Source organism: Streptomyces sp. NBC_00582 (genome assembly GCF_036345155.1).
GTDB lineage: Bacteria > Actinomycetota > Actinomycetes > Streptomycetales > Streptomycetaceae > Streptomyces.
In genome coordinates this window covers 6,368,029-6,392,376 of the sequence record NZ_CP107772.1, presented here as the reverse complement: position 1 = coordinate 6,392,376, position 24,348 = coordinate 6,368,029, and the positions used below count along the sequence as shown (strand labels likewise).

Annotated in this window: 15 protein-coding genes; 5 read left to right on the top strand and 10 right to left on the bottom strand. The window is 71.5% G+C overall.

The window, feature by feature from the left end:
• Positions 1-21: 21 nt before the first annotated feature.
• From OG852_RS28750 to OG852_RS28730, 5 genes are all read right to left on the bottom strand, one after another.
• Complete coding sequence (locus OG852_RS28750; RefSeq protein WP_443064662.1) at positions 22-993, bottom strand: nucleoside triphosphate pyrophosphohydrolase; 972 nt, start codon at positions 991-993, stop codon at positions 22-24.
• A 290-nt stretch (positions 994-1,283) separates the two neighbouring features.
• Positions 1,284-1,880 carry a SurA N-terminal domain-containing protein gene (locus OG852_RS28745; protein WP_443064661.1) on the bottom strand — a complete coding sequence of 199 codons (597 nt, stop codon included), beginning with the start codon at positions 1,878-1,880 and terminating at the stop codon, positions 1,284-1,286.
• Positions 1,881-2,109: 229 nt separating this feature from the next.
• The gene (locus OG852_RS28740; protein ID WP_330349398.1) at positions 2,110-2,730 is read right to left on the bottom strand and encodes a hypothetical protein; all 621 of its coding nucleotides are present in this window, start codon (positions 2,728-2,730) and stop codon (positions 2,110-2,112) included.
• 13 nt (positions 2,731-2,743) lie between these two features.
• Positions 2,744-3,103 (bottom strand): hypothetical protein, encoded by a 360-nt coding sequence (locus OG852_RS28735; protein ID WP_330349397.1) that lies wholly within the window; start codon positions 3,101-3,103, stop codon positions 2,744-2,746.
• Positions 3,104-3,149: 46 nt separating this feature from the next.
• On the bottom strand, positions 3,150-3,980 hold the full coding sequence (locus OG852_RS28730; RefSeq protein ID WP_133912339.1) for a glycoside hydrolase domain-containing protein: 831 nt from the start codon (positions 3,978-3,980) through the stop codon (positions 3,150-3,152).
• A 199-nt stretch (positions 3,981-4,179) separates the two neighbouring features.
• Between OG852_RS28730 and OG852_RS28725 the strand changes: the two genes are divergently transcribed.
• Complete coding sequence (locus tag OG852_RS28725; RefSeq protein ID WP_330349396.1) at positions 4,180-4,557, top strand: hypothetical protein; 378 nt, start codon at positions 4,180-4,182, stop codon at positions 4,555-4,557.
• Positions 4,558-4,587: 30 nt separating this feature from the next.
• Here OG852_RS28725 and OG852_RS28720 read toward each other — a convergent pair whose 3' ends face one another.
• The 3 genes from OG852_RS28720 to OG852_RS28710 form a co-directional block, all read right to left on the bottom strand.
• The gene (locus tag OG852_RS28720; protein WP_330349395.1) at positions 4,588-5,268 is read right to left on the bottom strand and encodes a hypothetical protein; all 681 of its coding nucleotides are present in this window, start codon (positions 5,266-5,268) and stop codon (positions 4,588-4,590) included.
• A 6-nt stretch (positions 5,269-5,274) separates the two neighbouring features.
• Positions 5,275-16,311 (bottom strand): LamG-like jellyroll fold domain-containing protein, encoded by an 11,037-nt coding sequence (locus tag OG852_RS28715; protein WP_330349394.1) that lies wholly within the window; start codon positions 16,309-16,311, stop codon positions 5,275-5,277.
• Between the two features lie 274 nt (positions 16,312-16,585).
• Positions 16,586-17,329: an HNH endonuclease family protein gene (locus tag OG852_RS28710; RefSeq protein WP_330349393.1), complete on the bottom strand. Its 744-nt coding sequence runs from the start codon at positions 17,327-17,329 to the stop codon at positions 16,586-16,588.
• 193 nt (positions 17,330-17,522) lie between these two features.
• Here OG852_RS28710 and OG852_RS28705 point away from each other — a divergent pair, with 193 nt between their 5' ends.
• Positions 17,523-17,717, top strand: coding sequence for an antitoxin (locus OG852_RS28705; RefSeq protein WP_133912334.1), 195 nt, complete (start codon positions 17,523-17,525; stop codon positions 17,715-17,717).
• Between the two features lie 170 nt (positions 17,718-17,887).
• Here the strand turns inward: OG852_RS28705 and OG852_RS28700 are convergent, their stop codons facing one another.
• Positions 17,888-18,814, bottom strand: a complete 927-nt coding sequence (locus OG852_RS28700) for an SCO6745 family protein (RefSeq protein WP_330349392.1) — start codon at positions 18,812-18,814, stop codon at positions 17,888-17,890.
• 108 nt (positions 18,815-18,922) lie between these two features.
• Here OG852_RS28700 and OG852_RS28695 point away from each other — a divergent pair, with 108 nt between their 5' ends.
• The 3 genes from OG852_RS28695 to OG852_RS28685 all read left to right on the top strand — a co-directional run bounded on the left by OG852_RS28695 (position 18,923) and on the right by OG852_RS28685 (position 20,728).
• Positions 18,923-19,480: a TetR/AcrR family transcriptional regulator gene (locus OG852_RS28695; RefSeq protein ID WP_330349391.1), complete on the top strand. Its 558-nt coding sequence runs from the start codon at positions 18,923-18,925 to the stop codon at positions 19,478-19,480.
• A 61-nt stretch (positions 19,481-19,541) separates the two neighbouring features.
• Positions 19,542-20,297 carry an SDR family NAD(P)-dependent oxidoreductase gene (locus OG852_RS28690; protein ID WP_330349390.1) on the top strand — a complete coding sequence of 252 codons (756 nt, stop codon included), beginning with the start codon at positions 19,542-19,544 and terminating at the stop codon, positions 20,295-20,297.
• A gap of 59 nt (positions 20,298-20,356) precedes the next feature.
• A complete protein-coding gene (locus OG852_RS28685; RefSeq protein ID WP_133912415.1) occupies positions 20,357-20,728 on the top strand; it encodes a MerR family transcriptional regulator in 372 nt (123 codons plus the stop codon).
• 13 nt (positions 20,729-20,741) lie between these two features.
• Here the strand turns inward: OG852_RS28685 and mfd are convergent, their stop codons facing one another.
• Positions 20,742-24,275 carry a transcription-repair coupling factor gene (mfd, locus tag OG852_RS28680; RefSeq protein ID WP_133912331.1) on the bottom strand — a complete coding sequence of 1,178 codons (3,534 nt, stop codon included), beginning with the start codon at positions 24,273-24,275 and terminating at the stop codon, positions 20,742-20,744.
• Positions 24,276-24,348 lie beyond the last annotated feature (73 nt).

The window sequence follows — 24,348 nt, the reverse complement described above, 5'->3', positions numbered from 1 at the left end:
GTTTCCAGACCGCCGGCGCCTCTACTTCTCCCGCTCCCGGTTCTCCGGCTCCCGGTTCTGCCGCTCCCGGTTCTCCCTCTCGCGGATCGCGTCCCGGTAGACGCGGGCCGCGGCGCGCAGGGCCGCCTCCGGGTCGATGCCGTCCGCCTCCGCCCGGGCGGCGAGGGCGAGCAGGTCGTAGCCGATGCCGTCGGCGGCGGGGAGGGGGACGTCGAGGCCGGCCGAGCGGGCTCTCGACGCCAGCTTCGCCGCCAGCGCCAGGCCGGGCTGGTGCAGGGGTATGCCGTCCGTGACGGACTCCCGCCGCTTCTCCACCGCCTTCGTGCGCAGCCAGTGCGCCTTGACCTCCTCCGGGGTGGTCGCCGTGGCGTCGCCGAAGACATGGGGGTGGCGGTGGATGAGCTTGGTGACGATCGTGGCGGCCACGTCGTCGATGGAGAAGGGGGCGTCCTCGTCCTCCTCGGCGATCCGGGCGTGGAAGACGACCTGGAGGAGGACGTCACCGAGCTCCTCGCGGAGTTCGTCGCGGTCGCCGTCCTCGATGGCCTCGACGAGTTCGTACGCCTCCTCGATGCCGTACTTCGTGAGGCCCTTGTGGGTCTGCCGGGAGGACCACGGGCACTCGCGGCGGATCCGGTCCATGACCTGGATCAGATCGAGGAGGCGGGCACCGGGCAGGTCGTAGGAGGCGGGGAGCAGTTCCAGCTCGGGCATCTCGACCCGGCCTGAGCCGGCCAGCCGGGCCAGTCCGTCCGTCAGGGCCGGTTCGCCCTCGCCGGTCGCGACGACCACGACCGTGTGTCCGCCCGCGCAGTCGGTGACCAGGTCCTCGGCGGTCGGGGAGGACTCCTCCACCCGTATCCCCGCCTCGCGCAGATACGGAAGCTGGGGATGGGCACCGTCGGCGCACACGACGCGGTCAGCGGTGCGCAGGGTCTGCCAGGCGGGCCAGGACAACAGGCCGGGGGCGACCCGGTGGCTGGTGGTCAGCAGGACGACTCGGCCCGTCGTGGAGGCGGCGGGTGCGGAGCCGGAGGGTGCGGAGCCGGAGGGTGCGGAGCCGGAGGGTGCGGAGCCGGAGGGTGCGGAGCCGGAGGGTGCGGAGCCGGAGGGTGCGGAGCCGGAGGGTGCGGAGCCGGAGGGTGCGGAGCCGGAGGGTGCGGTCACATCGTTCACACCCCGAACGTAACCCACACCCGCCGGCCGCTCCGCTCGGTTGTCCACAGGCGGCGCGGCCGGTCATACCGTCGTACCGACGGGCGGATGGGCAGGGGGTGGGACGGTCACGCCGTCCGGGTGCTCGCCGCGGTGACCTCACGCACCCACGGCGTCTTCGCGTCCACGCGGCTGACCTTCTTCACGTCCCAGCTGCCGTACCGCGGGTTGAGGTCGACGCCGAGCTTCTTCGACGTCTCCGACAGGGCGCTCCAGAAGGCGGCGTCACTGGTGGTGGTGCCGAGCTGCGAGGCGAGCTTCTGCGCCTGGAGCTGGAGGCGGAGGTTGTCGTCGAGGCGCTGCGGCGGGATGCCGTACTGCTGGAGCCACGCCGTCTCCAGGCCCCGCGCGCCGCCCCACTGCTGCTCCAGGGCGGCCCGCGCCTGCTGGACGTCGTGGCGGCTGACGGTGATGCCCGCGTCCTCGGCCGCGCGGTCGAGGACCTCGTCCAGGACCATGCCGTGCAGGGTGTCCCGGGTGAGGGTGCCGGTCTGGGCGACGACCTGGGCGTACTGCGCCGCGTCGGGGACGGCCGCCCGCTGGGCCTCGCGCACCTCGCCCACGCGGTTCTCGAGCTCGGACACGGTGATCCGCTCACCGCCGACGACGGCCGCCGCGCCGGGATGCGCGTCGTTCCCGCAGGCGGTGAGGAGGGGCGCCGCCATGATCGCGGCGGACAGCAGGAACGCGGTGCGACGACGGCGGCGGTGCAAGGGAACCTCCCGGTCGGAGATTGTGCGACGGTGCACAAAGTCTTGCGGTGATCGATGGTAGGCAGTGGGGCGCCTGGGGCCAACCCATTCGACCAACGATTCACCAGGACTTCCGGCACCGCCGCGCTCGGACACGGCCCGCTCGTCGGTGCGAGGCGTCAGCCCCGCCGGTGGCCCGGGATCAGCTCCGCGCCGCGGCCACCGCGTCCTCGACCGCGTGCGCGACGCCCGCGCGCAGGCCGTCCCCGGTGCTCACGGTGCTGACGTTCGTCCCCGCGCGCGTGCCGCCGACCAGGACGAAGGACACCTTCTCGTGGTGCGCGGCCGTCTCCTGCGCGGCCGTGACCTCCGGCCCGCCCACGGCCAGGACGACCTCGCAGGAGCGCTGGAGGAGGCCGTTGAGGAAGGGGCGCGCGTTGCCGGTGCTCTGCTCGCCGGTCACCGGGGCGTAGCTCACGCGCGCGTGCGTCTTCAGGGACGCGTCCTGCATGCCCTGCCAGACCGCCGCCGCGGTGGTGCCGGCCGTGATGCCCCGGTCGCCGGTGAGGAGGCAGGCGTCGACGTCGGTGTAGGCGCGGGCGCGGGTGGCGGGGACCGGAGGACGGTCGTCGTGCGAGAAGAACAGGACGGCGGTGACCAGCAGCGCGGCCGTCACGGCGAGCGCCCCCGCCGTGAGGGCGATGGCGCGTCCGCTCAGGGCGCGCAGCCGGCCGAGCACGGCGCGCCCCAGAACGGTCGCCCGCCCCCCGGGCGCCGACCGCGCCGGGCGCGCCCGGGACACCTGTCGCACCTGCTTGGCCATGCGTGTCTCTCCCTCACTCCCCGGCCGGCCGACGCGGCCAGGCCCGCCACGCGTGCGTGGCCGCCGCCGCCGTCGACAGGGCGATCAGCAGCAGGTCGAGGCCGAACAGCGCGCCGTGGGTGTCCACCGGGGTGAGCGCCAGTTCGGCCGTCCAGGCCGCCAGCACCGCGCTGAAGGCGGCGAAGGCCCACCAGTCGGCGCGGGTGCGGCGGCGCAGGGCGAGGACGAGGGAGGGGACGGGGCACAACAACCCCAGGCTGAGGAGGGGCAGCGCGGTGAAGCCGATACGCGCCGCGGGTGTGTGCAGCAGCCCGGCGGCCGGCACGCGCGCGACGACGGCCTTCACCGCCCGCACAGCCCTGACAGCCCGCACTTCCTTCTCCCCTCGCCCGTCTCCGCGTGTGTCCGGGTACCCGGGGTCAGCCGACGAGGGCGACCGGGGCGTCCCAGGCGTCGCGGTCCACCGTGATGGTGTAACCGCCGTGGGTCTCCTTGCTGTTGACCATGTACTGGTGACCGCGGCTGTGCCCGGTGAACTGCGTGGCGCCCCACGGCCAGTCGGTGGTCGTGGTGTTCTTCTTGTCCCACAGCGCGTACCAGAGGTTGCCCGGCAGGTCCGTCTTGTCGGTGGCGTTGGCGATCGCCTTGGCGCTGGAGCTGCTGAAGCCGTAGTAGCCGGCGCGGTAGGTCTTGGCGCGCAGGGTCTTGCTGAAGGAGCGGACGTAGGCGAGGACGGCGTCGTTGCACGACTTGTTCGTGATGTCGTACGCCTCCATGTCGAGGTAGATCGGGCTGCCGGTCTTCATGCCGAGCGCGGAGGCCTTGGCGACGGCGTCCGCCGCGTCGGTGGCACCCAGGGAGGTGGCCGTGGAAGCGGTGATCTTCTCGGGGCTGGAGCCGGTCTGGCAGGGCGGCTGGGCGCCGACGTAGAGCGGGATGAGCTTCCAGCCCACGGAGTTGACCGACTTGACCCAGGAGGCGGTGAGGTTGGGCTGGTTGCAGCCGCGGTTCTTGCCGCCGACGTAGACGGCGGCGGCGCCGTAGAAGCCGTCGGTCTTCCAGGCCTTCATCGCGGACAGGGAGGGCGCGGCACAGGTGTCGAAGGCACGGCCCGTGTAGGTCTTCTGCGCGGGCCAGGTGGTGGCCGCCATCGACTGCTGGGCGGCGATCCCGGCCCCGGCGACGACGGCCGCTCCGGCCACGCCCCATGTGATGTATCTGCGCTTCCTGGACTGCCGGTGCTCGGCCATCCCCACCCCACCCCGTTCTGGTGCTTGCGTATGTGTGTGCGAAACGGATCGCACCGTAACGTGCGTCGGCCCTTCGATCGGGAAACACAGGTTCCCCGGAGCCACAAGATTCGCTCATGTCACAGTAAAGAAAGCGAAGGCCCGGAACCATCGGCCATGACCTACCCTTGCCCCCTGATGACCTGGGGGCGGGATGAACATGGTGACGACGACGCGCGCACAGAAGCGGCTCGAGGGCGGCTGGTTCCAGCGGCTGGCCTGGGCCGCCCTGGGCTGGTTCTCCCTGGGCCTGTTGGTGTGGGTGCCCTTCCTCTATGTGGCGCTGCGCCGCGGCCGCCCCTCCGACTGGGGTGCCTGCGCGTCGTTCGTGCTGTACGAGTGCGTGACGCTGCCGTGGGCGGCGAACTCGAACGACGGCGACGGTGACCCCTTCCTCGGTGTCGCCGCGGTGGTGACCCTGCTGATCGCGACCGTCCTGCTGCTGTTCTGGGTGTTCGACAAGAAGACCCCGACGACACCGCCCCTGCCGGCGTACGGCGGACAGCCGTACCAGCAGGGCTATCCGTACGGTCGGTAGGACTCGCCGGAGGAGCGGCCGCGCCGGCGCTCAGCCGCGCGGCAGGGCACTGAGCGCCGCCACCAGCTCGCGGCTGTAGTCGTCGCAGAGGGCCACCAGTTCGCGTCCCCTTCCGGAGGCCATCGGATCGGAGTCGGCAGCGGCCAGGATCGCCTCGTGGCACCGGCCCTCGACTTCGAGGTTCCTGGTGGCGAAGTAACCGAGGCCGTAGGCGCGCAGAGGGGCGGCGGCCTGCGCCAGGTACTGCTCACGACCCTCCTCCCCCGCCACCTCGTGCAGTGTGTCGTCCAGGTATTGGTCGAGGTGGTCGGCCAGTTCCCGGGTGCGGACGACGACGGTGTCCGTCTGCTCCTCACTCATCTCGCCCAGGGCCTCGCTCACCAGCATCCATCCGCTGATGGCCTCCAGTTGGAAGCTCTCGACGAGATCCGGGTCGATCTCCGACTCGAACAGCGGCGCCCGGCTCACCCGTTCGAAGGCCTCCTGGAAGGCGGGGTCGGGCTCACCGTCCAGCCTGGTCGCGCCGTGGCGGAGGAGTGCCTCGACCGCCGCCGGCTCGACACCCCACTCCTCGGGCATCGGGATGTCCGACACCGGTGCCTGCAGCCGGCGCAGTGCGAAGAACATGGCCTGGTGCCGCTGGGCCCGGTCCATCCGCTCGATCTGTGCCGTCAACGCTTCGTCGAAACGCCAGTCCACCGGACTCCCCATCGCCGCTCACCGGTATCCCATGGTCGCCAGGAAGTTCGACCATGCCTCGTGGTCTCTCCATACGTACATGGACTGTCCGGGTATCTTCGCCTTCGTGCCGAGGGTAACGGGTCCCAGCATCTCGGCCCCGACGTCGCCCAGGAAGTCCTCACAGCCGTCGGGTGCGCAGGCGTTGCGGGACACACCGCCGGCCACCGGGGTCAGGTTGTTCGTCGCCATGTGGTTGACGGCGGTCTCCTCGGCGTGGGCCCCGGCCACATTGGTGGCGATCTCGATGTCCTCACGCCCCAGGGTGGCGATGTAGTCGAGCTGGGCCTTCTCGAGCCCGGCGCCCGCCGCGGAGACCACGTGCACCAGCGAACCGTCGGCTCGGCGCGCGGCGGTCACCGCCGTCGTCCGGAAGACGTCACGCGCGAGCCCGTTCTTGATCTGGCCGTGGATGTCGTCGGCCAGTTGCTTGGCTCCTGCGGCGATCTCCTCCTCGTCGCAGTTGTGGACGAGCACCGGCGTGGTTCCCGCCTGCACGTAGTACGTGTGCAGGGCGCCGATCGTCAGGTCGTACGTGGTGCTGTCCGCGTGGTACGGCCGGACCGCCGCGACCGTCGCCGTGCCGGTCGGTGTCTGGAGGACGTCGCCGGGCCCGAGGTCCTTGGCCTCGACGAAGGAAGAGCGGGTCTCGTCGTAGAAGGGGTGGTGGAAGGTCGTCGTCAGGTGCGCGCCGGGTGCGACCGCCGCCACCGGCCGGGTCGCCGGTGCCGTGCCGTCGCCGTGGCCGTGGCCGGCGGACAGCGCGCCCAGCAGCGCCGCCGACGCCGCCAGGCCGAACGCCGCCTTGCGGGCCGCCTTCCCGGCGAGGGACTTCACCGCGGACTTCTTCGCGCCGACGCCCTCCGCGACCTTGCCCGGCGCCTTCACCGTCACGTCCACGAAGTCGTGGTCGGTGTGCGTGACGATCACGTCGGTGACCACGTGCGCCTGCGTGCCTGCCGCTCCGGGCACCGCGTTGGCGATCTCGTCGCCCACCCGCACCTGGTCGATGGCCTTCGTGGTGCCGTCGGCCATCAGCACGCGGGTCGCGCCCGTGAAGCTGTGCGGCGGGGAAACCCGGCATCCGGGCCCCGCCTCGTCCGAATGCGACTGGGCCCGAGAGCCCGCCCCCTCCGAATCCGCCCGGGAGGCCGCCGCCTCCGTCGCGTCGGTCGCCGCCGTCTCCTCGGCCTCCGTGGCGCCCTTGCCGAACAGGCCGCCGACGACCTTCATCGCCTTGGGGGCCGCCTTGGCGAGGAGCTTGCCGCCGATCTTGCCGAGGGCGCCACCGAGCGCGCCGGCGACCGCGCCGGTCACCGCGGCGCCCGCGAAGGCGCCCGCGGAGCAGTCGTCACCGCCGTTCTCCGCGCAGGCGAAGCCCTGCTCCACGAGGGAGCCGACCGCGCCCGCGGCCGCCGCGCAGCCGATCGAGCCGACACCGGCGGTCAACGCCTCGCAGCCCGCGAAGACCGCCGTGGAGACCACGAAGGAGGTGATCGCGGCCGCGTGGTGCTTCGCGAAGGTCGCCGTCGCCTTCGCCGCCTTCACGGTCGCGTGGTACGCGGTCCGGGCCGCGTGCGCGACGGCGTGCGCCGCCTTCTTCACGGCGTGCGTGACCTTCTTCGCCGCCTTCTTCACGGCATGCACCACGCGATGCACCGCATGGGACACCTTGTGGTAGGCGGAGTGCACCGCATGGACCACACGGTGATACGCGCGTCTCACACGCCGTGCCGTGTAGTGGTAGACGCGTCGCACCACCCGCACCGTCGCGCGGTACACGTCCTTCACGTGGTGGACCACCTTGTGGGCGGCGTGCTTCACCGCGTGCACGACCTTGCGGGCCGCGTGCTTGACCGCGTGGTAGACCTTGTGCGCCGCGTGCTTGACGGCGTGGCTCACCTTGTGCGCGGCCTTCTTCGCCCCGCACACCACGTCGTACCAGGAGCAGTTGCCCGAGTCGTCGGTGCCGGCCAGCGGGTTGTCGTCGACGTAGGCGAAGGGGTTCGCGGAGACCGAGTTCGGCACCGGGTTCAGCGACAGGCTGTCCTTGTTGAGGAACTCGCCGGTGGCCGGGTCGTACCAGCGGGACGCCGTGCCCACGTCACCCGTGCCGGGTTCCGTCCAGCCGGACTGGAAGCCGAGGTGGCCGACCACCGTGTCCGTCGGGGAGACCACCTTGCCCAGCGGGTCGTAGGAGGCCGAGCCCGCCAGAGTCGTCGCACCCGAGGTGAAGGACCCCACCACGTCGTTGTGCTGGTCGGTCAGGGCGAGCACCGCGCCGCCGCCGGAGGGCTTCACCCCGACCAGGCCGCCCGACGGGTCGTAGGTGTAGGTGTCGTCGCCGTCCGAGGCGATCGTGTTGCCGGCGCCGGAGTAGGCGAAGGTGCGCGTCGACCCCGTCGTCGTGTCCCGGTCGGTGATGTTCCGGCCGGTCGCGTCCAGCGTGTACGACTGCTCGCCCGCGACGATCTGCCCGCCGAAGGCGTCCGTCCGGTACGCCACCGTCCCGCCGGCCGTCGACGACTCCTGCGTCATCGTGCCGCGCGCCGAGTAGGAGTAGCTGTGCGTGCCGTCGGACGTCAGCTCGTCGCGCTCGTCGTACGTGTAGACGTCCGCGCCGTTGCGGACCCGGTTGCCGGAGGCGTCGTAGGCGTACGAGGTCGTCGTCGAGCCGCTCGTCCAGGACGTGAGGCGGTTGGCCCAGTCGTACGCGTACGTGTTCGCCGACGCGCCCGAGACGCCCGTCGTCGTCTTGGACGTCAGGTTGCCGTCGTCGTCGTAGCCGTACGCGAAGCTCGCCACCGTCGACGCGCCCTGCACGAGGACGTCGTTGGTCAGCTCGTGCCGGCTGTCGTAGGTGAAGGTGCGCGTCTGGCCCGTCGAGCCGTACGTGACCGTCTTCACGTCGTTCAACTGGTCGTAGGTGTACGTCAGCTGATTGCCCGTGGCCGGGTCGTTCATGGAGGCCGGCCGGCCGGCCGTGTCGTAGCCGTACGTCGTCGTGCCGGCCGCGTCCGTGCGGGACGTCACCGCCGCGTCGTCGTTGTAGGCGAAGCTCGACGTACCCGCCGAACCCGATGTCGTCAGCAGGTCGCCGCGGTCGTCGTAGGTGAACGCGGCGTGCGTGGCGTCCTGGTGGTCGGCCGCGCCGGTGACGCCCGCCTCGTCGGTGTCGGCGGACAGCACGCGGCCGTCGGCGTCGTAGGTGAAGCTGCGCCTCGCGGTCGCCGCGTCGGCGCCCGTGCCGGACATGGACGCCAACTGGCCGACGGCGTCGTACGTCATCGACGTCGTCGTGCCACCGGGGAGAACCGCCGACGTCAACTGCCCGTCCGCGTCATACGCGAACGTCGTCGTGGAGTCGGCGGCCGAGCCGTACCGGGCCGTGGTCGGCTCGACGATCGTCTCCTGCTGGCCCCACGGGGTGTACGTGTAGCGCCAGGAGTTGCCGCGGCCGTCGGTGAAGCGGGTGCGGTTGCCGGCCGCGTCGTAGCCGAAGGTCGTGGTGATCGACGTGGACGCGTCGACCGGCTGGACCTCCTGGGTGATCGTCCCGGCCGCGTCGTACGTGAAACGGCTCGTGTGCTGTCGCGCGTCGGTGGCGGCGACCAGGTTGCCGACACCGTCGTACTGCTGCGAGGTCGACCACAGCTGGACGTTGTTCTTGTCGTACGCGCGCGTGGCGACCGGATCGCCGTCGGCGTTGTAGTCGGTCTGGGTCCAGGTGCCGTCGGCGAGGGTCGTCCTCTGCGGGTCGCCCTGGAAGTCGTAGGTGTAGCCGGTGGTGTTGCCCGCGCCGTCGGTGACCGAGGTGATCTCACCGGCCCGGTCGTAGCCGTACGACGTCCTCACTCCGCCCGGGGTGGTGACCGAGGAGGCGTGCGCCCCATAGGGGTTGCCGGTGGTCACCGCGTAGGAGGTGGTGGTCGTGAGGGTCTTCGTCGACGGGCGGCGCTCCAGCGTCGTCGACGTGACCTGGCGGCCGAGGAAGTCGTAGGTGGCCTGGGTCTGGGCGCCCGTGCCGTCGGTCACGGAGCGCGGCTCGCCGTTGGCGTCGTAGACGGCGTGTGTCGTGGTCCCGTCGGGCTCGGTGATCCGGGCGACGTCGCCCATCTGGTCGTACAGATAGGAGGTCGTCCTCCCGCCGGGCGTGGTGACGGACGTCTGGTTGCCCTCGCTGTCGTACGTCCAGACCGTCGTACCCGCGTCGGGGGTGGAGCCGCCCGCCGGGGTGTACGACGGGAGCGTCTCGGAGACCTTGTCGCCCTCCGCGTCGTAGACGGTGGTCGTGACCAGGCCGTTCGGGTCCTGTTCCTCGACAGCCTCGCCGAAGGTGTTGAAGCCGCTGGTGGTGACCGGGCGGACGGTGGCGGCCGTCGTCCCGTCGGGCTCGGCCTGGACGGCGGGCGCGGTGGTGACCGCGAGGTTGCCCGCCTCGTCGTAGGCGTAGTCCGTGGTGTGCTGCTCGGCGTCCGTCATGGACGTCGGCAGGCCGCGCTTGTCGTAGGCGTACCTGGTGGTCTGGGCGTCGGAGGAGCCGACCGTGCCGCCGGTGCGGCCCTTGCCGTACAGCGAGGAGACCTCCGTCGCCGACAGCGCCCGCTGGTAGACCTGTACGTTCCCGACCTCGCCGTTGACCACGTCCGAGGTCGTTCCGCCGGCGGTCTTGGTGCCGCCGATGCTCAGCGGTCCGGTGCCGGTCCACGGGGAGGTGTTCGTGGCGGTGCCGTCCTGGACGCCGTTGACGTACAGCTTCATCGAGCCGTTGCTCGCGTCGAACACGCCGGCCAGATGAGTCCAGGTGTTCAACGGGGCGGTCGTGCTCGCCTGGGCGTCGTAGAAGGCGGACGGGGAGGCGGCGTCCGCACTGGCCGCGTGGAAGCGGAAGGCGTTCGCCGTCTTGTTGTACTGGAGGTAGAAGGACGCCCGGTTGGTGCCGCCCTGTGCGACGAAGGTGCGGACGGCGGAGGTGTCCGCGAGGTTCACCCACGCGGAGACCGTGTAGGAGGCGGTGGTGTCCAGGACCGGGCTGTTGGTGGCGACGAGGTCACCGGTGCCGGTCGAGGTGCCCGCGAACTTCGCCGCGTCGTCCGCCCAGGTGACGCCGGTGCCCGCGGTGGCGGTGTTGCCGGTGCCGGAGGTGTCGGTGACCGAGCGGCCCGCCGTCTGGTTCAGCTTCCACCAGCCCGCCGGATGACCGGAGGCGTCCCCGTACAGCGTCTCGCTGAGCAGGTTGCCCATGTCGTCGTAGGTGTTCGTGGTGGTGCGGTCGTAGCCGGAGGAGTCGTGGTCGTTCTCGGAGGCGACCTGGTCGTCCGGGGTGTACGACACCGTGGTCACCCGGTCCACGCCGGTGGGGTCGAGCTCGGTGGACGTGGTGCGGGAGGCCGCGTCGACCGTGTACTTGGTGACCGTCTCGCCGTTGTCGGTGGTCTGCTGGGTGAGGTTGCCGGCCGCGTCGTAGAGGTCCGACTCCAGCGTGTAGGTGCTGGTGCCGTCGGCGCTGGTCCTCTTCACCGTCGCCGTCAGACCGTCGTCGGTGTAGGTGTACGAGGTCGTGCTGCCCATCGCGTCGGTGACGGACGCGAGCCGCCCGGCCGGGTCGTAGGCCCGGGAGGACTCGGTGAGCAGCGTCGCCGCCTGCGGGTTCACCGGGTCGCCCGTGTACATCAGGCCCTGGGTGAGCAGGTCGCCGTTGTCGTTGTACGTGTACCGGGTCTCGGTGCCGGCGCTCGTCACCTCCTTGGTCTTGTTGCCCGAGGTGTCGTAGCCGTACGTCGTCGTGTTGCCGTTGGCGGCGCCCTCGGCCGCGTTGGCGTCGGCCTCGGTCAGGACGCGGTCGTAGGCGTCGTAGGTCCAGTTCTGGGTGCGGGCGTGGTCGCCGCCGCTCGCGTCGGCCACCGTCTGGGAGAGGACGTCGCCGTCGTCGTCGTAGACGGAGGTGGTGACGGCGGCGTGGGTGGCGCCGGTGACGCGGTCGGTGAGCTGCGGGTCGTGCTCCTGGAGGACCTGGCCGGCCGCGTCGTAGGTGTAGCTGGTGGTGAGGCCGTTCGGGTAGGTGTCGGAGACGACCTTCTCGGTGAGGACCTGGCCGAGGCCGTCGTAGGTGTAGGAGGTGACCAGGCCGAGGGCGTCGGTCGTCGAGGCCACGTCGCCGTTCTTGAAATACGCCACCTGGTTGACGGCCCCGCCCGGCGAGACGGTCTTCACCGGCAGGCCCTTGGGGACCACCCCGCCGTCGGCGGACGGGTAGGCGCTGGTCCCGTCGCTGTAGACGGTGTTCGTCGTACGGCCGTTCGGGAAGCCGGGGACGGCCGGGCCGGTGATGGCGGTCTGGTTGCCGGCCGTGTCGTAGGTGTACGACGTCAGGTAGGCGGTGTCGGTCGCCGAGGCCGATCTGCCGTCCCGCTCGGTGAGGAGCTGGTCGTTGCGTGGGTCGGCGGTGGTGAGCTGGGCCGTGGTGTCGTCGGGGTAGTACGTGTAGTACTCGGTGTTGCACTTGTTCGCGGCCTGGTCCTGGCAGGACGTGGAGGAGACCACGTTGCCGCGCACGTCGTGACCGGTGATCGTGAGCGCGCCGTTGGGGTCGGTGACCGTGTGCTCGAAACCGGCCGAGTCGTAGCCGAAGCTGGTCTTGTTGCCGAGGCCGTCGGTCTCGGTCAGGGCGCGGTTGCCGTTGGTGACGTCGTAGGTGTACTTCAGGGTCTTGGTGGTCGGTTCCGTGACCGTCACCGTCTCGACGGGGAGCAGGCCGGTGGAGTTCTTCGCGGCCTCCCTGTGCGCCTCGACGTCCGCCGCCGTGAGGCCCGTCCGGTAGAAGGCGGCCTCGGCGACGGAGCCCTTGAAGTAGCTGATGTCGGCGGGCGAATTCACCCAGGACTTGGCGAAGCCGGCGCCGATGTAGAGGTGGTTGTTGGACTGGTCGTTCGGGGCGCCGCTGTAGGCGGCCTGCTGGACGCCGTCCAGGTACATCGTCTGGGTGGAGCCGGTGACGCTGAGCACGACCTGGTGCCAGGCGTTGTCGGTGACCGTGCCCGTCGAGCCGAACGCCGTCGACCCCGAGCCGCTGCCGGACCAGAAGTGGCCGTGCAGCTTGTTGTCGCTGCCGACGTACAGCACCGGCGTCCAACTGCCGGAGGGGGTGCTCGCCCCGGCGAGGGCCACCGACTGGTCACCGATCAGGACACCCTGGTTGGCGGTCTTGAACCACAGCTCGACGCTGCGGTCGTTGCCGGAGTGCAGCCCGGCGGCCGGGACCTCGACGTACGAGGTGGAGCCGTCGAAGGTGGCGGCCTTCTGGTCGCTGAACGGGCCGGACGCGCCGAGGGTGACGGAGGTGTAGGTGCCGTTGCCGCCGCGCACCTGGTCGACGGCGGTCGTGGCCCCGGCCGCCTCCCCGAGCCGGAAGTACTGGCTCGGCGCCCCGCCGAGGACGGCGCCCCGGTAGGTGTCGCTCGACCCGGTGACGGCCGGGGTGCCGAGCGCCCAGGTGCCGCCGTTCTCGTCCGTCATCTGGGTGAGCACGGTCGAGTCGGTGTTGTAGGTCATCGCCGCGAACGTCTTGCCGGACGGCCGCTTGACCGAGGTCAGCAGGGACTCGCTGTGCGTGCCGTACGTGTACAGGGCGTTCACGTCGGCGGCGACCAGCGGGCGGCTGTACCAGCCGACGTCGGCGATGGAGCCGTTGAAGTAGGTGGCGTAGCCGGTGTCGTCGGTGGTGGAGGCGTGCGGCTCGTCGGGCCAGTCGCCGCCGAGGAAGCCGGTGCCGAGGTAGTTGAAGGACTGGTTCTTGCCGAAGGCGGTGGCGCTCTTGATGGAGATGGTGCCGGTGCGCGAGCCGACCTTGGCGTTGTCCAGGTAGAGGGTCTGTGAGTTGCCGGCGGCGGACAGCACGACGTGGTGCCACTTGCCGTCGGCGACGGACGCCGAGGACACGATCGGGTTGATGCCGCCGCTGTACCAGAACTCGGCGTTCAGCTTGCCGTCCGTGCCGACGTACACGGACGGCGTGTAGAAGCCGGCCGCCTGCCCGGAGCCGATCGGCTGGGAGGCGTACGAGTACAGCACCCCCGGTCCGGCGGACGTCTTGAACCACAGGGAGAGCGCGCCGGAGTCGGTGTCGTTGCCGAGGTTCTTCGGCAGGGAGACGTCGGAGGAGGTGCCGTTGAAGCCGGCCGCCTTCGCGGAGGACCCGGTGAGGGGGCCGCTCTGGCCGAGCGTGACGTTCTCGTACGTCGCGTTCGTGGTCCCCTCGTTGGCGAGGACCGCGTCCTTGGCGCTGGTGCCGGAGGTCTCCGACAGCGGCCAGAAGGTGTGCGGGTCGAGGTCGAGCGCCGCGTTCTGGTAGCCGGAGCCGGTGGTGTAGCCGTACGTCGTGCACTTGGTCGTGCTCAGCGGCGAGCAGACGGTGGTCAGCTGATCGCCGGTGTAGCCGTACGTCCAGGTCTGCGTCGTGTTCGTGTCGCCGGCGGTGACCGGGTCGGTGACGACGGTCCGGACGTGGGCGGCGAGCGCGCCGGACGGGGTGGACCAGGTCATGGTCAGCGAGCGCCCGGAGACCGCCGAGGTCATCTTCGTGATGTGGCCGCTCGTCCAGGTGAGGGTGAGGGCGCGCCCGTTGGCGTCGGTCACCGAGGTCAGACCGTAGGCGCCGGAGCCCAGGGACTGGGTGAAGGTGTAGAGGGTGTCGTCCTTGTCGGTGAGCGTGTAGCCGCCGGTGACCGACTTGAAGGTGGCGAACCGTCCGCCGCCGGGTGTGAAGGTGCCGTCGCTGTTCCTGCCGTAGCCCGCCTGCGAGCCGTCCGGGTAGGTGACCTGGACGCTGGCGACCGCGCCGGACGCCGTGTACTGCTCGGTGGCCCGGGCGTCGAGGATGCTGGACCAGCCCGCGCCGAACGCGCCGGTCCAGCGCGGGTCACGGGAGTTGTAGTCGCGGTCGATGTCCAGGGACGGGCCGACCGTGGAGATCGAGGCGTCGGTGTCGGAGGTGGTGTAGTTGCCGATCGACGCGTCGAAGCCGTGGTCGCTGCTGTTCTGCGAGAGCCCCGAGGTGATGACGGTCTGCGGGACCTGGACCGCGATCTCGTACGGGTCGGCCGGTGAGTAGAGGTTCGTGGCCGAGTCGTACGCCTGGACGGTCCAGCTGTAGTTCTTGCCCCAGGCGAGCTTGCCGGCGGGGACGGTCCAGTCGCCGGTGGAGACAAGGCCCGAGTCGGCGACCTTGGTGCCGGCGGCGTCGTAGACCCGGAACAGGTACTGGTTGGCGCTGCCGGAGGTGGAGTTGGCACCACCGGCCCAGGCGGTGAACTCGGGGGTGGTGGTGGAGACGACCGCGTTGTCCGCCGGGAACTGCTCGTACAGCTGCGGGGCGGTGTTGCCGGTGTAGGTGACCTCGATCCAGGGGCCCTTGCCCGGGTCGTTGAAGGAGCCGAACTGCTTCCAGTGCAGGGTGTCGGCGGTGGAGGCGTACACGCCGAGCCCGTGGTCGGCGGTTGCGCCGCTGAACCAGCCCTGGATCGCCGAGGTGGACAGCGAGACGCTCACCCAGTCGCCGACCGTGCGGTCCGCGGCGGTGTTGGCGCAGGCGTTCGGCACGCTCGGGGTGGCGTTGCCGATCGACGACCCCATGGACGGGCCGGGGTAACCGGTGACGCCCTCCGGGGTCCAGGCGCTGGTCACCAGCGCCACGTCGAAACGTTCCGCCGTGCAGGTGGAGGCCCAGGTGTCGAACAGGTGCAGGGTCGCGGCGGTGACGGTGGCGTTGCTGCCGTCCCAGGCGGTGTCCCAGTGGTTGACGAAGCTGTTCGCGGCGTGGGTGCCGGAGTCGTAGGAGCCGACCTTGACGGTCTGCTCGTAGGAGTGGTCCACGTTGTTGCCGGACCCGGACTCGGCGTAGGTGGTGGTCCAGCCGTCCTCGACGGTGGGGTCGACGGTGACCGGGAAGACCCGGTTCTTCGCGTGCAGCCAGGCGCTGTCGAGGGTGAGGCGCAGGGCGTAGCCGTCGGTGTCGTGGACGAGCTCGGTGGTGACGGCGTGGGTGGTGGCCGGGTCGCCGGAGCGCGGGTTCACCTTGGAGTCGTAGGCGTACGCCGGGGGGATGCGCTCGACGGTCGTCCCGGAGGAGTCCCGGAGGTCGATCCAGCCGTCCGCTTCCTGGCTGGGCGTGAGGCCCTTGAGGGTGAGGGGGAAGGTCCAGGTGGCGCCGGCGCCCGCGTCCGTGAGGACTACGGACTCCTTCATCCCGGTGGCGGTGGGCCGCACCTTCAGGTCGGTGCCGGGCAGAACCCGGTCGTAGGTGACGGTCGAGCCGTCGGCGGTGCCCTCGACCGGCGCGGCACCCTTGAGGGCGTAGGCCACGCCGTGCCGGGTGTCGGTCGCGAGGGAGGCGAGCGCGGGGTCGGTGGCCCGGGCCGCGAAGTCGACGTCGAGGGAGTTGGCCTTCTCGTACCACCGCCCGTCCGGCCCGGCCCGCACGTCCACGTCGATGGGCGCCCATCTGCCCTTGCCGACCTGGTAGTTGACCGGGTTCTGCGAGATACGGCGGGTGACCGACCCGTCGGCGTTGTCGTAGACGGTCTCCGTGCGGCTGGACTTGGTGGTGCTGCGCTTGCTGGTCTTGGCGTTGTACCCGGCGGCGCCTGCGCTGCGGCCCTTCGGCGTGGCCGGCTTGTGGGCCCGGTAGGCGGGCAGTTCGCCCTTCGCCCTCCCGGGGGCGTGGCCCGCGCCGCGGTGGGCGGCGGTCGCGGCGGCGGACACCTGGTGCCGGCGCCCGGCCGCGGTGCCGGACTGCTGGTGCGGCAGCCTGCCCCAGTGCGGGTCGGTGAACCAGTGCGCGAGGGACGCCAGGCTCATCCCCGGCAGTTCGACACGGCCCAACTCCAGTCCCTCCGCGAGGGCCTGGTCGGTCGTCAGCATCAGGGCCAGGGCGGTGAGCAGCAGCGCGGACAGACCCCGCAGGACACGACGGGAACGAAACGCGCCGATCGACCGTCGGGAACGACGCGAACGACTCAAGCGGCTCGAACGGCTGGACAGCCGGAAGCGCAGCACGACCTGGACCCCCACCAGTGATCGGAAAGCGACACAGAAGCTCGCCGATCTTGCCTACTGTGAACAGTCTGTGGACAGGTCCACGGACCGATCTTTCAGCTCCCTTGACCAGCTCTTGCTGAACCTGACCGATTTGCCGCGGGGCGCCCGTTTGCCGCCCGTGAACTCCTTTACCGACTCATCGATCCCTGCGGACCGAGTGTTCACGCCCCCGTACTGGCCGAAGCCCGTGCGGCCGTCAGCCCGCGTGGAAGCGTTCCGGTGCCTTCGTCGGGTTGCCGCCCGTGGGGAGCTTCTGGCCGGGGCAGGAGGAGAGCACCTTCTCCATCGCGGACTTCTCCGCCGCCGTGACCCACAGCCCGTACTTCTTCTTCACGGCCACCTGCGCCGCGACATACGTGCACCGGTAGGCCTTGTTCGGCGGCAGCCAGGTCGCGGTGTCCCCGTCCCCCTTGGAACGGTTGGTGCTCGCGTCGACGGCCAAGAGGTTCAGCGGGTCGTTGGCGAGCGCTATGCGCTTGCTCGCGTCCCAGTACTTCGCCCCCTTCTGCCAGGCGTCGGACAGGGCGACGACATGGTCGATGTCGACCTTGCTGGCACCGCGCCGATAGGTCACGTCCTGGCCGGAGTACGGGTCGGACTCCAGCACGCCGTACGACACCTTGCAGGCACCGCCGGTGAACCTCACCTCCTTCAGATCGCGCTTGAGGATGTCGTCACGGGTGTCGCAGCCGTTGGAGTCCGTGTCCGCCCACGCGGTGCCGAACCGGTCCCGTTCGTAGCCGGTCTTGGGTGCGCGCCCCTTCACGGGAAGCGACTCGGCGGCCGTGAGAGCCGCTCCCCCGCCCGTCGTCGCCCCCGCCCCGGAACCCGGCCCCGATCCGAGGCCTCCGGCGGTCTGGTCGGTGCAGCCGGCCACCGCCGCGACGGTCACCGCGCTCATCAGCATGGCGGCGGTCGCCGCCCCACCCCTCAGACGCATCGCGTGCGCCCCTCCCCTTGTCTGCCCGCTTCCACCCCGCACAGGGCGGTTTCCCCGGCGGACGTCGGTGCACACCGTACCGATGGGACGCTCGGCGGCATACAGGAGGTCCAGACCACCACGGTCTCAAGTGGGCATTGCTCGTATCCCGGGAATATCGTCGAGGGTGAGTCACCTCCGGAAGGAGCTCTGCATGGGCATCTTCGACAGGTTCAGGCACAGCCGGACGGCACAGGACAAGGCCAAGGACATGTCCGACGCCGGCGAACGGAAGGTCAACGAGAGGACGGGCAACACGTACGAGGGTCAGGTCGACGAAGCCCAGCAGAGGATCGAGGGCTCGCTCGGCATGGACCGCGAACGGCCCGACCGGCCCGAGGGGCAGTGACCCGCGAGGCGATGACCCCGAGGGACCCCAGGGCGATGACGCGACCGCCGAAGAGACCACGGAGGAATGTCCGGCCCGGGCGCCGGACCCCGCACACCAGGTGAACAAGGAGCCGTCCGCGCAGCCTCACCTCCCGCGGGCGGCTTCTCGCACGCACCACCGGCCGGGCCTCACACCTTGCCGATCCCCAGGGTCGACTCCGAGGGCAGCAGGCCGGAGCCGATGACCGCGACCCAGTAGTCGCCGAGGAGGTCGGCCAGGCGTTCGGTGTCCTTGGCCCCCAGGGCCTGCCAGGGGCCGAGGGCGAGGCGGTCGGTGTCCTGCTCCACACGGCGGCGCAGGTCGCGGCCGGCCTCCGTCGCCGTACCGTCCGGCTGGACCAGTCCTCGGGCGGCCAGGCGCTCGCGGGCCGCCGCCCACTCGCCGGCCGACCAGCCGCGGCTCTCGAAGCGCTCGACCGACGCGGCGCCTATCGCGGCGAAGGACACCAGCGCCTCGGCCGGATCCAGGCCGGCGATCATGAGGGCGGCGAGATGGCCGTCGCCGCGGTGCTCGCGCAGGATCGTGGCCGCCTGCCAGAGCTGGAGGTGGGGTTCGACCGGCCACTCCAGAGCGGCGTTGGCGGCGGCGAGCGGGCGGCCCGCGGTGTCCGCCGCCTGCGCGGCGCGCCGGGCGAGTTCGGCCGCCTCCTCCAGCTCACGGCTGTCGACCCGGTCGCCGAGCAGGGTTCGGTAGGCCCGGTCGACGCCGCGCAGCCTCGCCCTCAGGGCGGCGGCGGGGGTGGTGACCCGGCGGGCCTCGTCGACGTACCGGGCGACCATGCCGGGCGCGAAGCTGTAGAAGGCCGAGGTCACGGCCCCGCTGACGACCGGACCCAGGGGTGCGGCGCGGAACGGGAAATAGCTGGGCCAGCGGTCCGCGGCGTCGAGGCCGAGCCGGGCGGCCTCCTCGAAGACCTCGGGCGCGTAGTACAGGACCGCGTGCAGGGGTTCCAGCAGGTGCCAGAGCCGGCGAGCCCGGGCCGGCTCCACCGGTGGCGTCTGCGGCCCCTGTCGCTCCCGCCCGTTCACCTGGTTCGCGGACTCGCTCTCGGACATGACGTCTCCCCCTCGTCGTGTTCGGCATCCCCCACAACTTGACACTGACAAGATTGCCCCGTGTGCCCACAACTTGTCAATGCCTAGATTCGACGTAGCCTGCTCCCCATGAGCCCGTACCACCACGGCGATCTGCGCCGCGCCCTCCTCGACACCGCCCTCGACGCCATCGCCGCCGACGGCCCGTCCGCCCTGAGCCTGCGCGACCTGGCCCGCCGCGCCGGCGTCTCGCACGCCGCCCCCGCCCATCACTTCCGCGACCGCACCGGTCTGCTGACGGCGATCGCGGCCGAGGGGCACGGCCTGCTGGCCGAGGCGCTCGCCGGGGCGACGGACCTGCGGGACGCGGGCGCACGCTATGTCCGCTTCGCCCGCCAGCACCCGGCGCACTTCCAGGTGATGTTCGCGCCGAACCTGCTGCACGCCGACGACCTGGAGCTGACCACGGCCCGCGCGCTCTCCGGCGCGGCCCTGACCCGCGCGATCGCCACCGCCGCACCCGCCGACGACGACCCGCGCACCCGGCACACCCGCATCGCCGTCTGGTCCCTGGCTCACGGCTTCGCCACCCTGCTGCTCGGCCACAACCTCGACCGGCTCCTCGCCGACGAGGACCCCGAGGAGGTGCTGCGGGAGCTTCCGCTGTTCCTGCTCCCGCCCGCCTGAACCGCCCCCGCCGGGCCGGCGCTTGACCCTGACACCGGCGTCAGGGTCCGAGGATCCCCGCATGACCGAAGCGAACAGCCCCCGAACCGTCCTCGTCACCGGCGCCGGCACCGGCATCGGCCGCGCCACCGCCCACGCCTTCGCCGCACAGGGCGACCGGGTGATCGCGGTGGGCCGCCGCCCGGTGCCCCTCGCCGAGACCGCCGCCCACGACGAGGACCGCATAGTCCCGCTCGCCGCCGACCTCACGGCCGAGGACGGCCCGTCAGGCGTCGTCCGCACCGCCCTGGAACGCCACGGTCGCATCGACGTCCTCGTCAACAACGCGGCCGTCGTCACCACCGACTCCCTGCGCACCTACACCCCCGACTCGGTACGCCCCCTCCTCGCGACGAACCTGGTCGCGCCCCTCCTCCTCACCCAGGCCGCGCTGCCCGCCCTGACGGAGAGCCGGGGTGTCGTCGTGAACGTGACGACGTCCGTCGGACAGCGCGGCTGGCCGGGCAACTCCCTGTACGCGGCCGCGAAGGCCGCCCTCGACGTGCTCACCCGCAGTTGGGCGGTCGAACTGGCACCCCTCGGGATCCGGGTCGCCGCGGTGGCGCCCGGCGCGATCGAGACACCGATCGCCGACCACACCGGCTGGACGCCCGAACAGCGTGCCGCGATCCGCGCCTGGCAGCTCGCGCACACCCCGCTCGGCCGGATCGGCCGCCCGCAGGAGGTCGCCTGGGCGATCACGCGACTCGCCTCACCCAAGGCCTCGTTCATCACCGGGGTGGTCCTTCCGGTGGACGGCGGCGCGGTCGTCGCATGAGACTGACGTGCATGCAGCAGCCAGGCGACACGACGGCCCCCGGTCCGCCCGGACCACGCCTGCGCATCGGCGAGCTCGCCGAGGTCACCGGGGCCTCCGTGCGCGCCCTGCGCCACTACGAGCAGGCGGGGCTCATCGTCTCCGAGCGCGCCGCCAACGGCTACCGGCTCTACGACCCCGCCGTCACCGTCCGCGTCCGCAACATCCGCAGCCTCGTACGGGCGGGGCTCACCCTGGACGACGTACAGGTGTTCCTGCCCTGCCTGGACCGGGACGTGACCGCGTCCCCGCCGACCGGGCGGACCCTGGAGGTCGCGCTGCGGCGGCTCGCGGTCATGGAGGAGCGGATCGCGGCCCAGGTCGCGGTCCGCGACCGGCTGGCGGCGGCCCTGGCCGAGACCACCGGCGGACGGATCCGGCCGGTGGCCTGACGGCCCCCGCCTCCTAGGAGCCCAGCACCGACGCCAGGAACTCGCCCACCCAGCCCAGCAGTTCCCGCCCGACCAGCGGCTTGCCGCCGACCTTCGCCGTCTTCGGACGGGGGACGAGGACCTGGTGGACGGCCGGCTTGATGACGGAGCCGGGGTACAGGCGCTTCAGCCGGAGCTCCTGCGACTCACGCAACTCCACCGGCGCGAAGCGGATGTTGGTGCCCTGCAGCACGATCTCAGCGACACCGCACGCGCGTGCCAGCATCCGCAGGCCCGCGACGAGGAGCAGGTTCTCCACCGGCTCGGGCAGCTTGCCGTAGCGGTCGACGAGTTCCTCGCGTACGGCCCTGACGTCCTCCTCGGAGTTGGCGGAGGCGATGGCACGGTAGGCCTGCAGACGCAGCCGCTCGCCGGGGGCGTAGTCGTGCGGGACGTGCGCGTCGACCGGCAGCTCGATCTTGACCTCGAGCGGCGGCTCCTCCTCGATCTCCCCGGTCTCCAGCTGACGCCGGTAGTCGGCGACCGCCTCGCCGACCATCCGGACGTACAGGTCGAAGCCGACGCCCGCGATGTGCCCGGACTGCTCGCCGCCGAGGAGGTTTCCGGCGCCGCGGATCTCCAGGTCCTTCATCGCGACGTACATGCCCGCGCCCATCTCGGTGTGCTGGGCGATCGTGGCGAGCCGCTCGTGCGCGGTCTCCGTCAGGGGCTTCTCCGGCGGGTACAGGAAGTAGGCGTACCCGCGCTCCCGGCCCCGGCCCACCCGGCCCCGGAGCTGGTGCAGCTGGGAGAGACCGAAGGTGTCGCCGCGCTCCACGATGAGGGTGTTGGCGTTGGAGATGTCGATGCCGGACTCGACGATCGTCGTCGAGACGAGCACGTCGAACTTCTTCTCCCAGAAGTCGACGACGACCTGTTCGAGGGCCGTCTCGGACATCTGGCCGTGGGCGGTGGCGATCCGTGCCTCGGGCACGATCTCCCGCAGCCGGGCGGCCGCGCGGTCGATCGACTCGACCCGGTTGTGGATGTAGAAGACCTGGCCCTCGCGCAGGAGCTCACGGCGGACGGCGGCGCCGATCTGCTTCTCCTCGTACGGGCCGACGAAGGTGAGCACCGGGTGGCGCTCCTCCGGCGGGGTGGTGATCGTGGACATCTCGCGGATGCCGGTGACCGCCATCTCCAGGGTGCGCGGGATCGGGGTCGCGGACATCGTCAGCACGTCGACGTTCGCGCGGAGCTTCTTCAGCTGCTCCTTGTGCTCGACGCCGAAGCGCTGCTCCTCGTCGACGATGACGAGGCCGAGGTCCTTGAACTTCGTCTCCGAGGAGAACAGGCGGTGGGTGCCGATGACGACGTCCACGGAGCCCTCGCGCAGCCCCTCCAGGACCGCCTTGGCCTCGGTGTCGGTCTGGAAGCGGGACAGCGCCCTCACCTTGACGGGGAACTGCGCGTACCGCTCGCTGAACGTGCCGAAGTGCTGCTGCACGAGCAGCGTCGTCGGGACGAGGACCGCGACCTGCTTGCCGTCCTGGACGGCCTTGAAGGCGGCGCGGACCGCGATCTCCGTCTTGCCGTAGCCGACGTCGCCGCAGATCAGGCGGTCCATGGGGACCGTCTTCTCCATGTCGTCCTTGACCTCGGCGATGGTGGTGAGCTGGTCGGGGGTCTCCGCGTACGGGAACGCGTCCTCCAGCTCGCGCTGCCACGGCGTGTCCGTGCCGAAGGCGTGCCCGGGGGCCGCCATGCGCGCGCTGTACAGCTTGATCAGGTCGGCGGCGATCTCCTTGACGGCCTTCTTCGCGCGCGCCTTGGTCTTCGTCCAGTCGGCGCCGCCGAGGCGGTGCAGGGTGGGTGCCTCGCCGCCGACGTACTTGGTGATCTGCTCCAGCTGGTCGGTGGGGATGTAGAGGCGGTCGCCGGGCTGGCCGCGCTTGGCGGGGGCGTACTCGACGACCAGGTACTCGCGCGTGGCGCCCTGCACGGTGCGCTGCACCATCTCGATGTAACGGCCGACGCCGTGCTGCTCGTGGACGATGTAGTCGCCCGCCTCCAGGGTGAGCGGGTCGATCGTCTTCCTGCGGCGCGCGGGCATGCGCGCGCCGTCCCTGCCGGCCGCCTTCTGGCCCGACAGGTCGGTCTCCGTGAGGACGACCAGCTTCAGGGCCGTGTCCACGAAGCCGTACTCGATGGAGCCGCACGCCACATGGACGACGGAGGGGCTCAGCGAGGCGAGGTCCGTGTCCAGGCGGGCGGCCACGCCCTCGCCGCCGAGGACCTCGACCGTGCGGGACGCCGGGCCGTGGCCCTCGGTGACGAAGACGACGCGCCAGCCGTCGGCGAGCCAGCCCTTGGTGTCGGCGAGGGCCTTCGCGGTGTCGCCGCGGTAGGTCTCGGGGGCGTGCATCCCGAGCTGGAGGGTGTCCGCCTCGAGTTCGAGGTCCGCGGCGAACGGCGACACCGACCACCACATCATGTCCAGCTCGCGCGCGCGGTCACGGACGTCGGCGATCGACCACAGGGAGGCCGCGCCGACGTCGATGGGCGCCTCGCCGCCGCCGGCCGTGGCCGCCCAGGACGCCTGCAGGAACTCCTGCGAGGTCGCCACCAGGTCGGCGGCGCGCGTGCGGACCCGCTCCGGGTCGCACACGACGGCCATCGCGCCCTTGGGCAGGACGTCGATCAGCAGCTCCATGTCGTCGACGAGGACGGGGGCGAGGGACTCCATGCCCTCGACCGCGATGCCCTCGGCGATCCGGTGGAGCAGTTCGCCGAGTTCGGGGTGCTGTTCGGCGAGGGCACGCGCACGCGTGCGGACGTCGTCGGTCAGCAGCAGTTCCCGGCAGGGCGGGGCCCACAGGCCGTGTTCGGCGACCTCCAGGGACCGCTGGTCGGCGACCTTGAAGTAGCGGATCTCCTCGACGTCGTCGCCCCAGAACTCGACGCGCAGGGGGTGTTCCTCGGTGGGCGGGAACACGTCGAGGATGCCGCCGCGTACGGCGAACTCGCCGCGCTTCTCGACGAGCTCCACGCGCGCGTACGCCGCCGCCGCGAGCGCCTCGACCGTCTGGTTCAGGTCGGCCTGCTGCCCGGTGCGCAGGGCCACCGGCTCCAGGTCGCCGAGGCCCTTGACCTGGGGCTGCAGCACCGAGCGGACGGGTGCCACGACCACCGAGACCGGGCCCGTCTCGGGGTCGTCGGGGCGGGGGTGGGCCAGGCGGCGCAGGACGGCGAGGCGACGGCCGACGGTGTCGCTGCGGGGGCTGAGGCGTTCGTGCGGGAGCGTCTCCCAGGAGGGGTACTCGGCGACGGCGTCCGAGGGCAGCAGGGAGCGCAGGGCGGCGGCCAGGTCCTCGGCCTCGCGGCCGGTCGCGGTGACGGCGAGGACCGTACGGCCGGTCTCGCGCGCGAGGGCGGCGATGGCGAAGGGGCGGGCCGCCGGAGGGCCGACCAGGTCGATGTGCATGCGGTTGCCGTCTGCGGCCGCGGGGATCGCTTCGGCGAGGGCGGTGTCCTTGACGACGGCGTCGAGCAGACCGTGCAGGCTCATTCGGGGCGGCTTTCGTCGGAGGGTGGGCAACGCGAAGGGCCCGACACGCGTCACGGGCCGGGGGTGTCCAGGG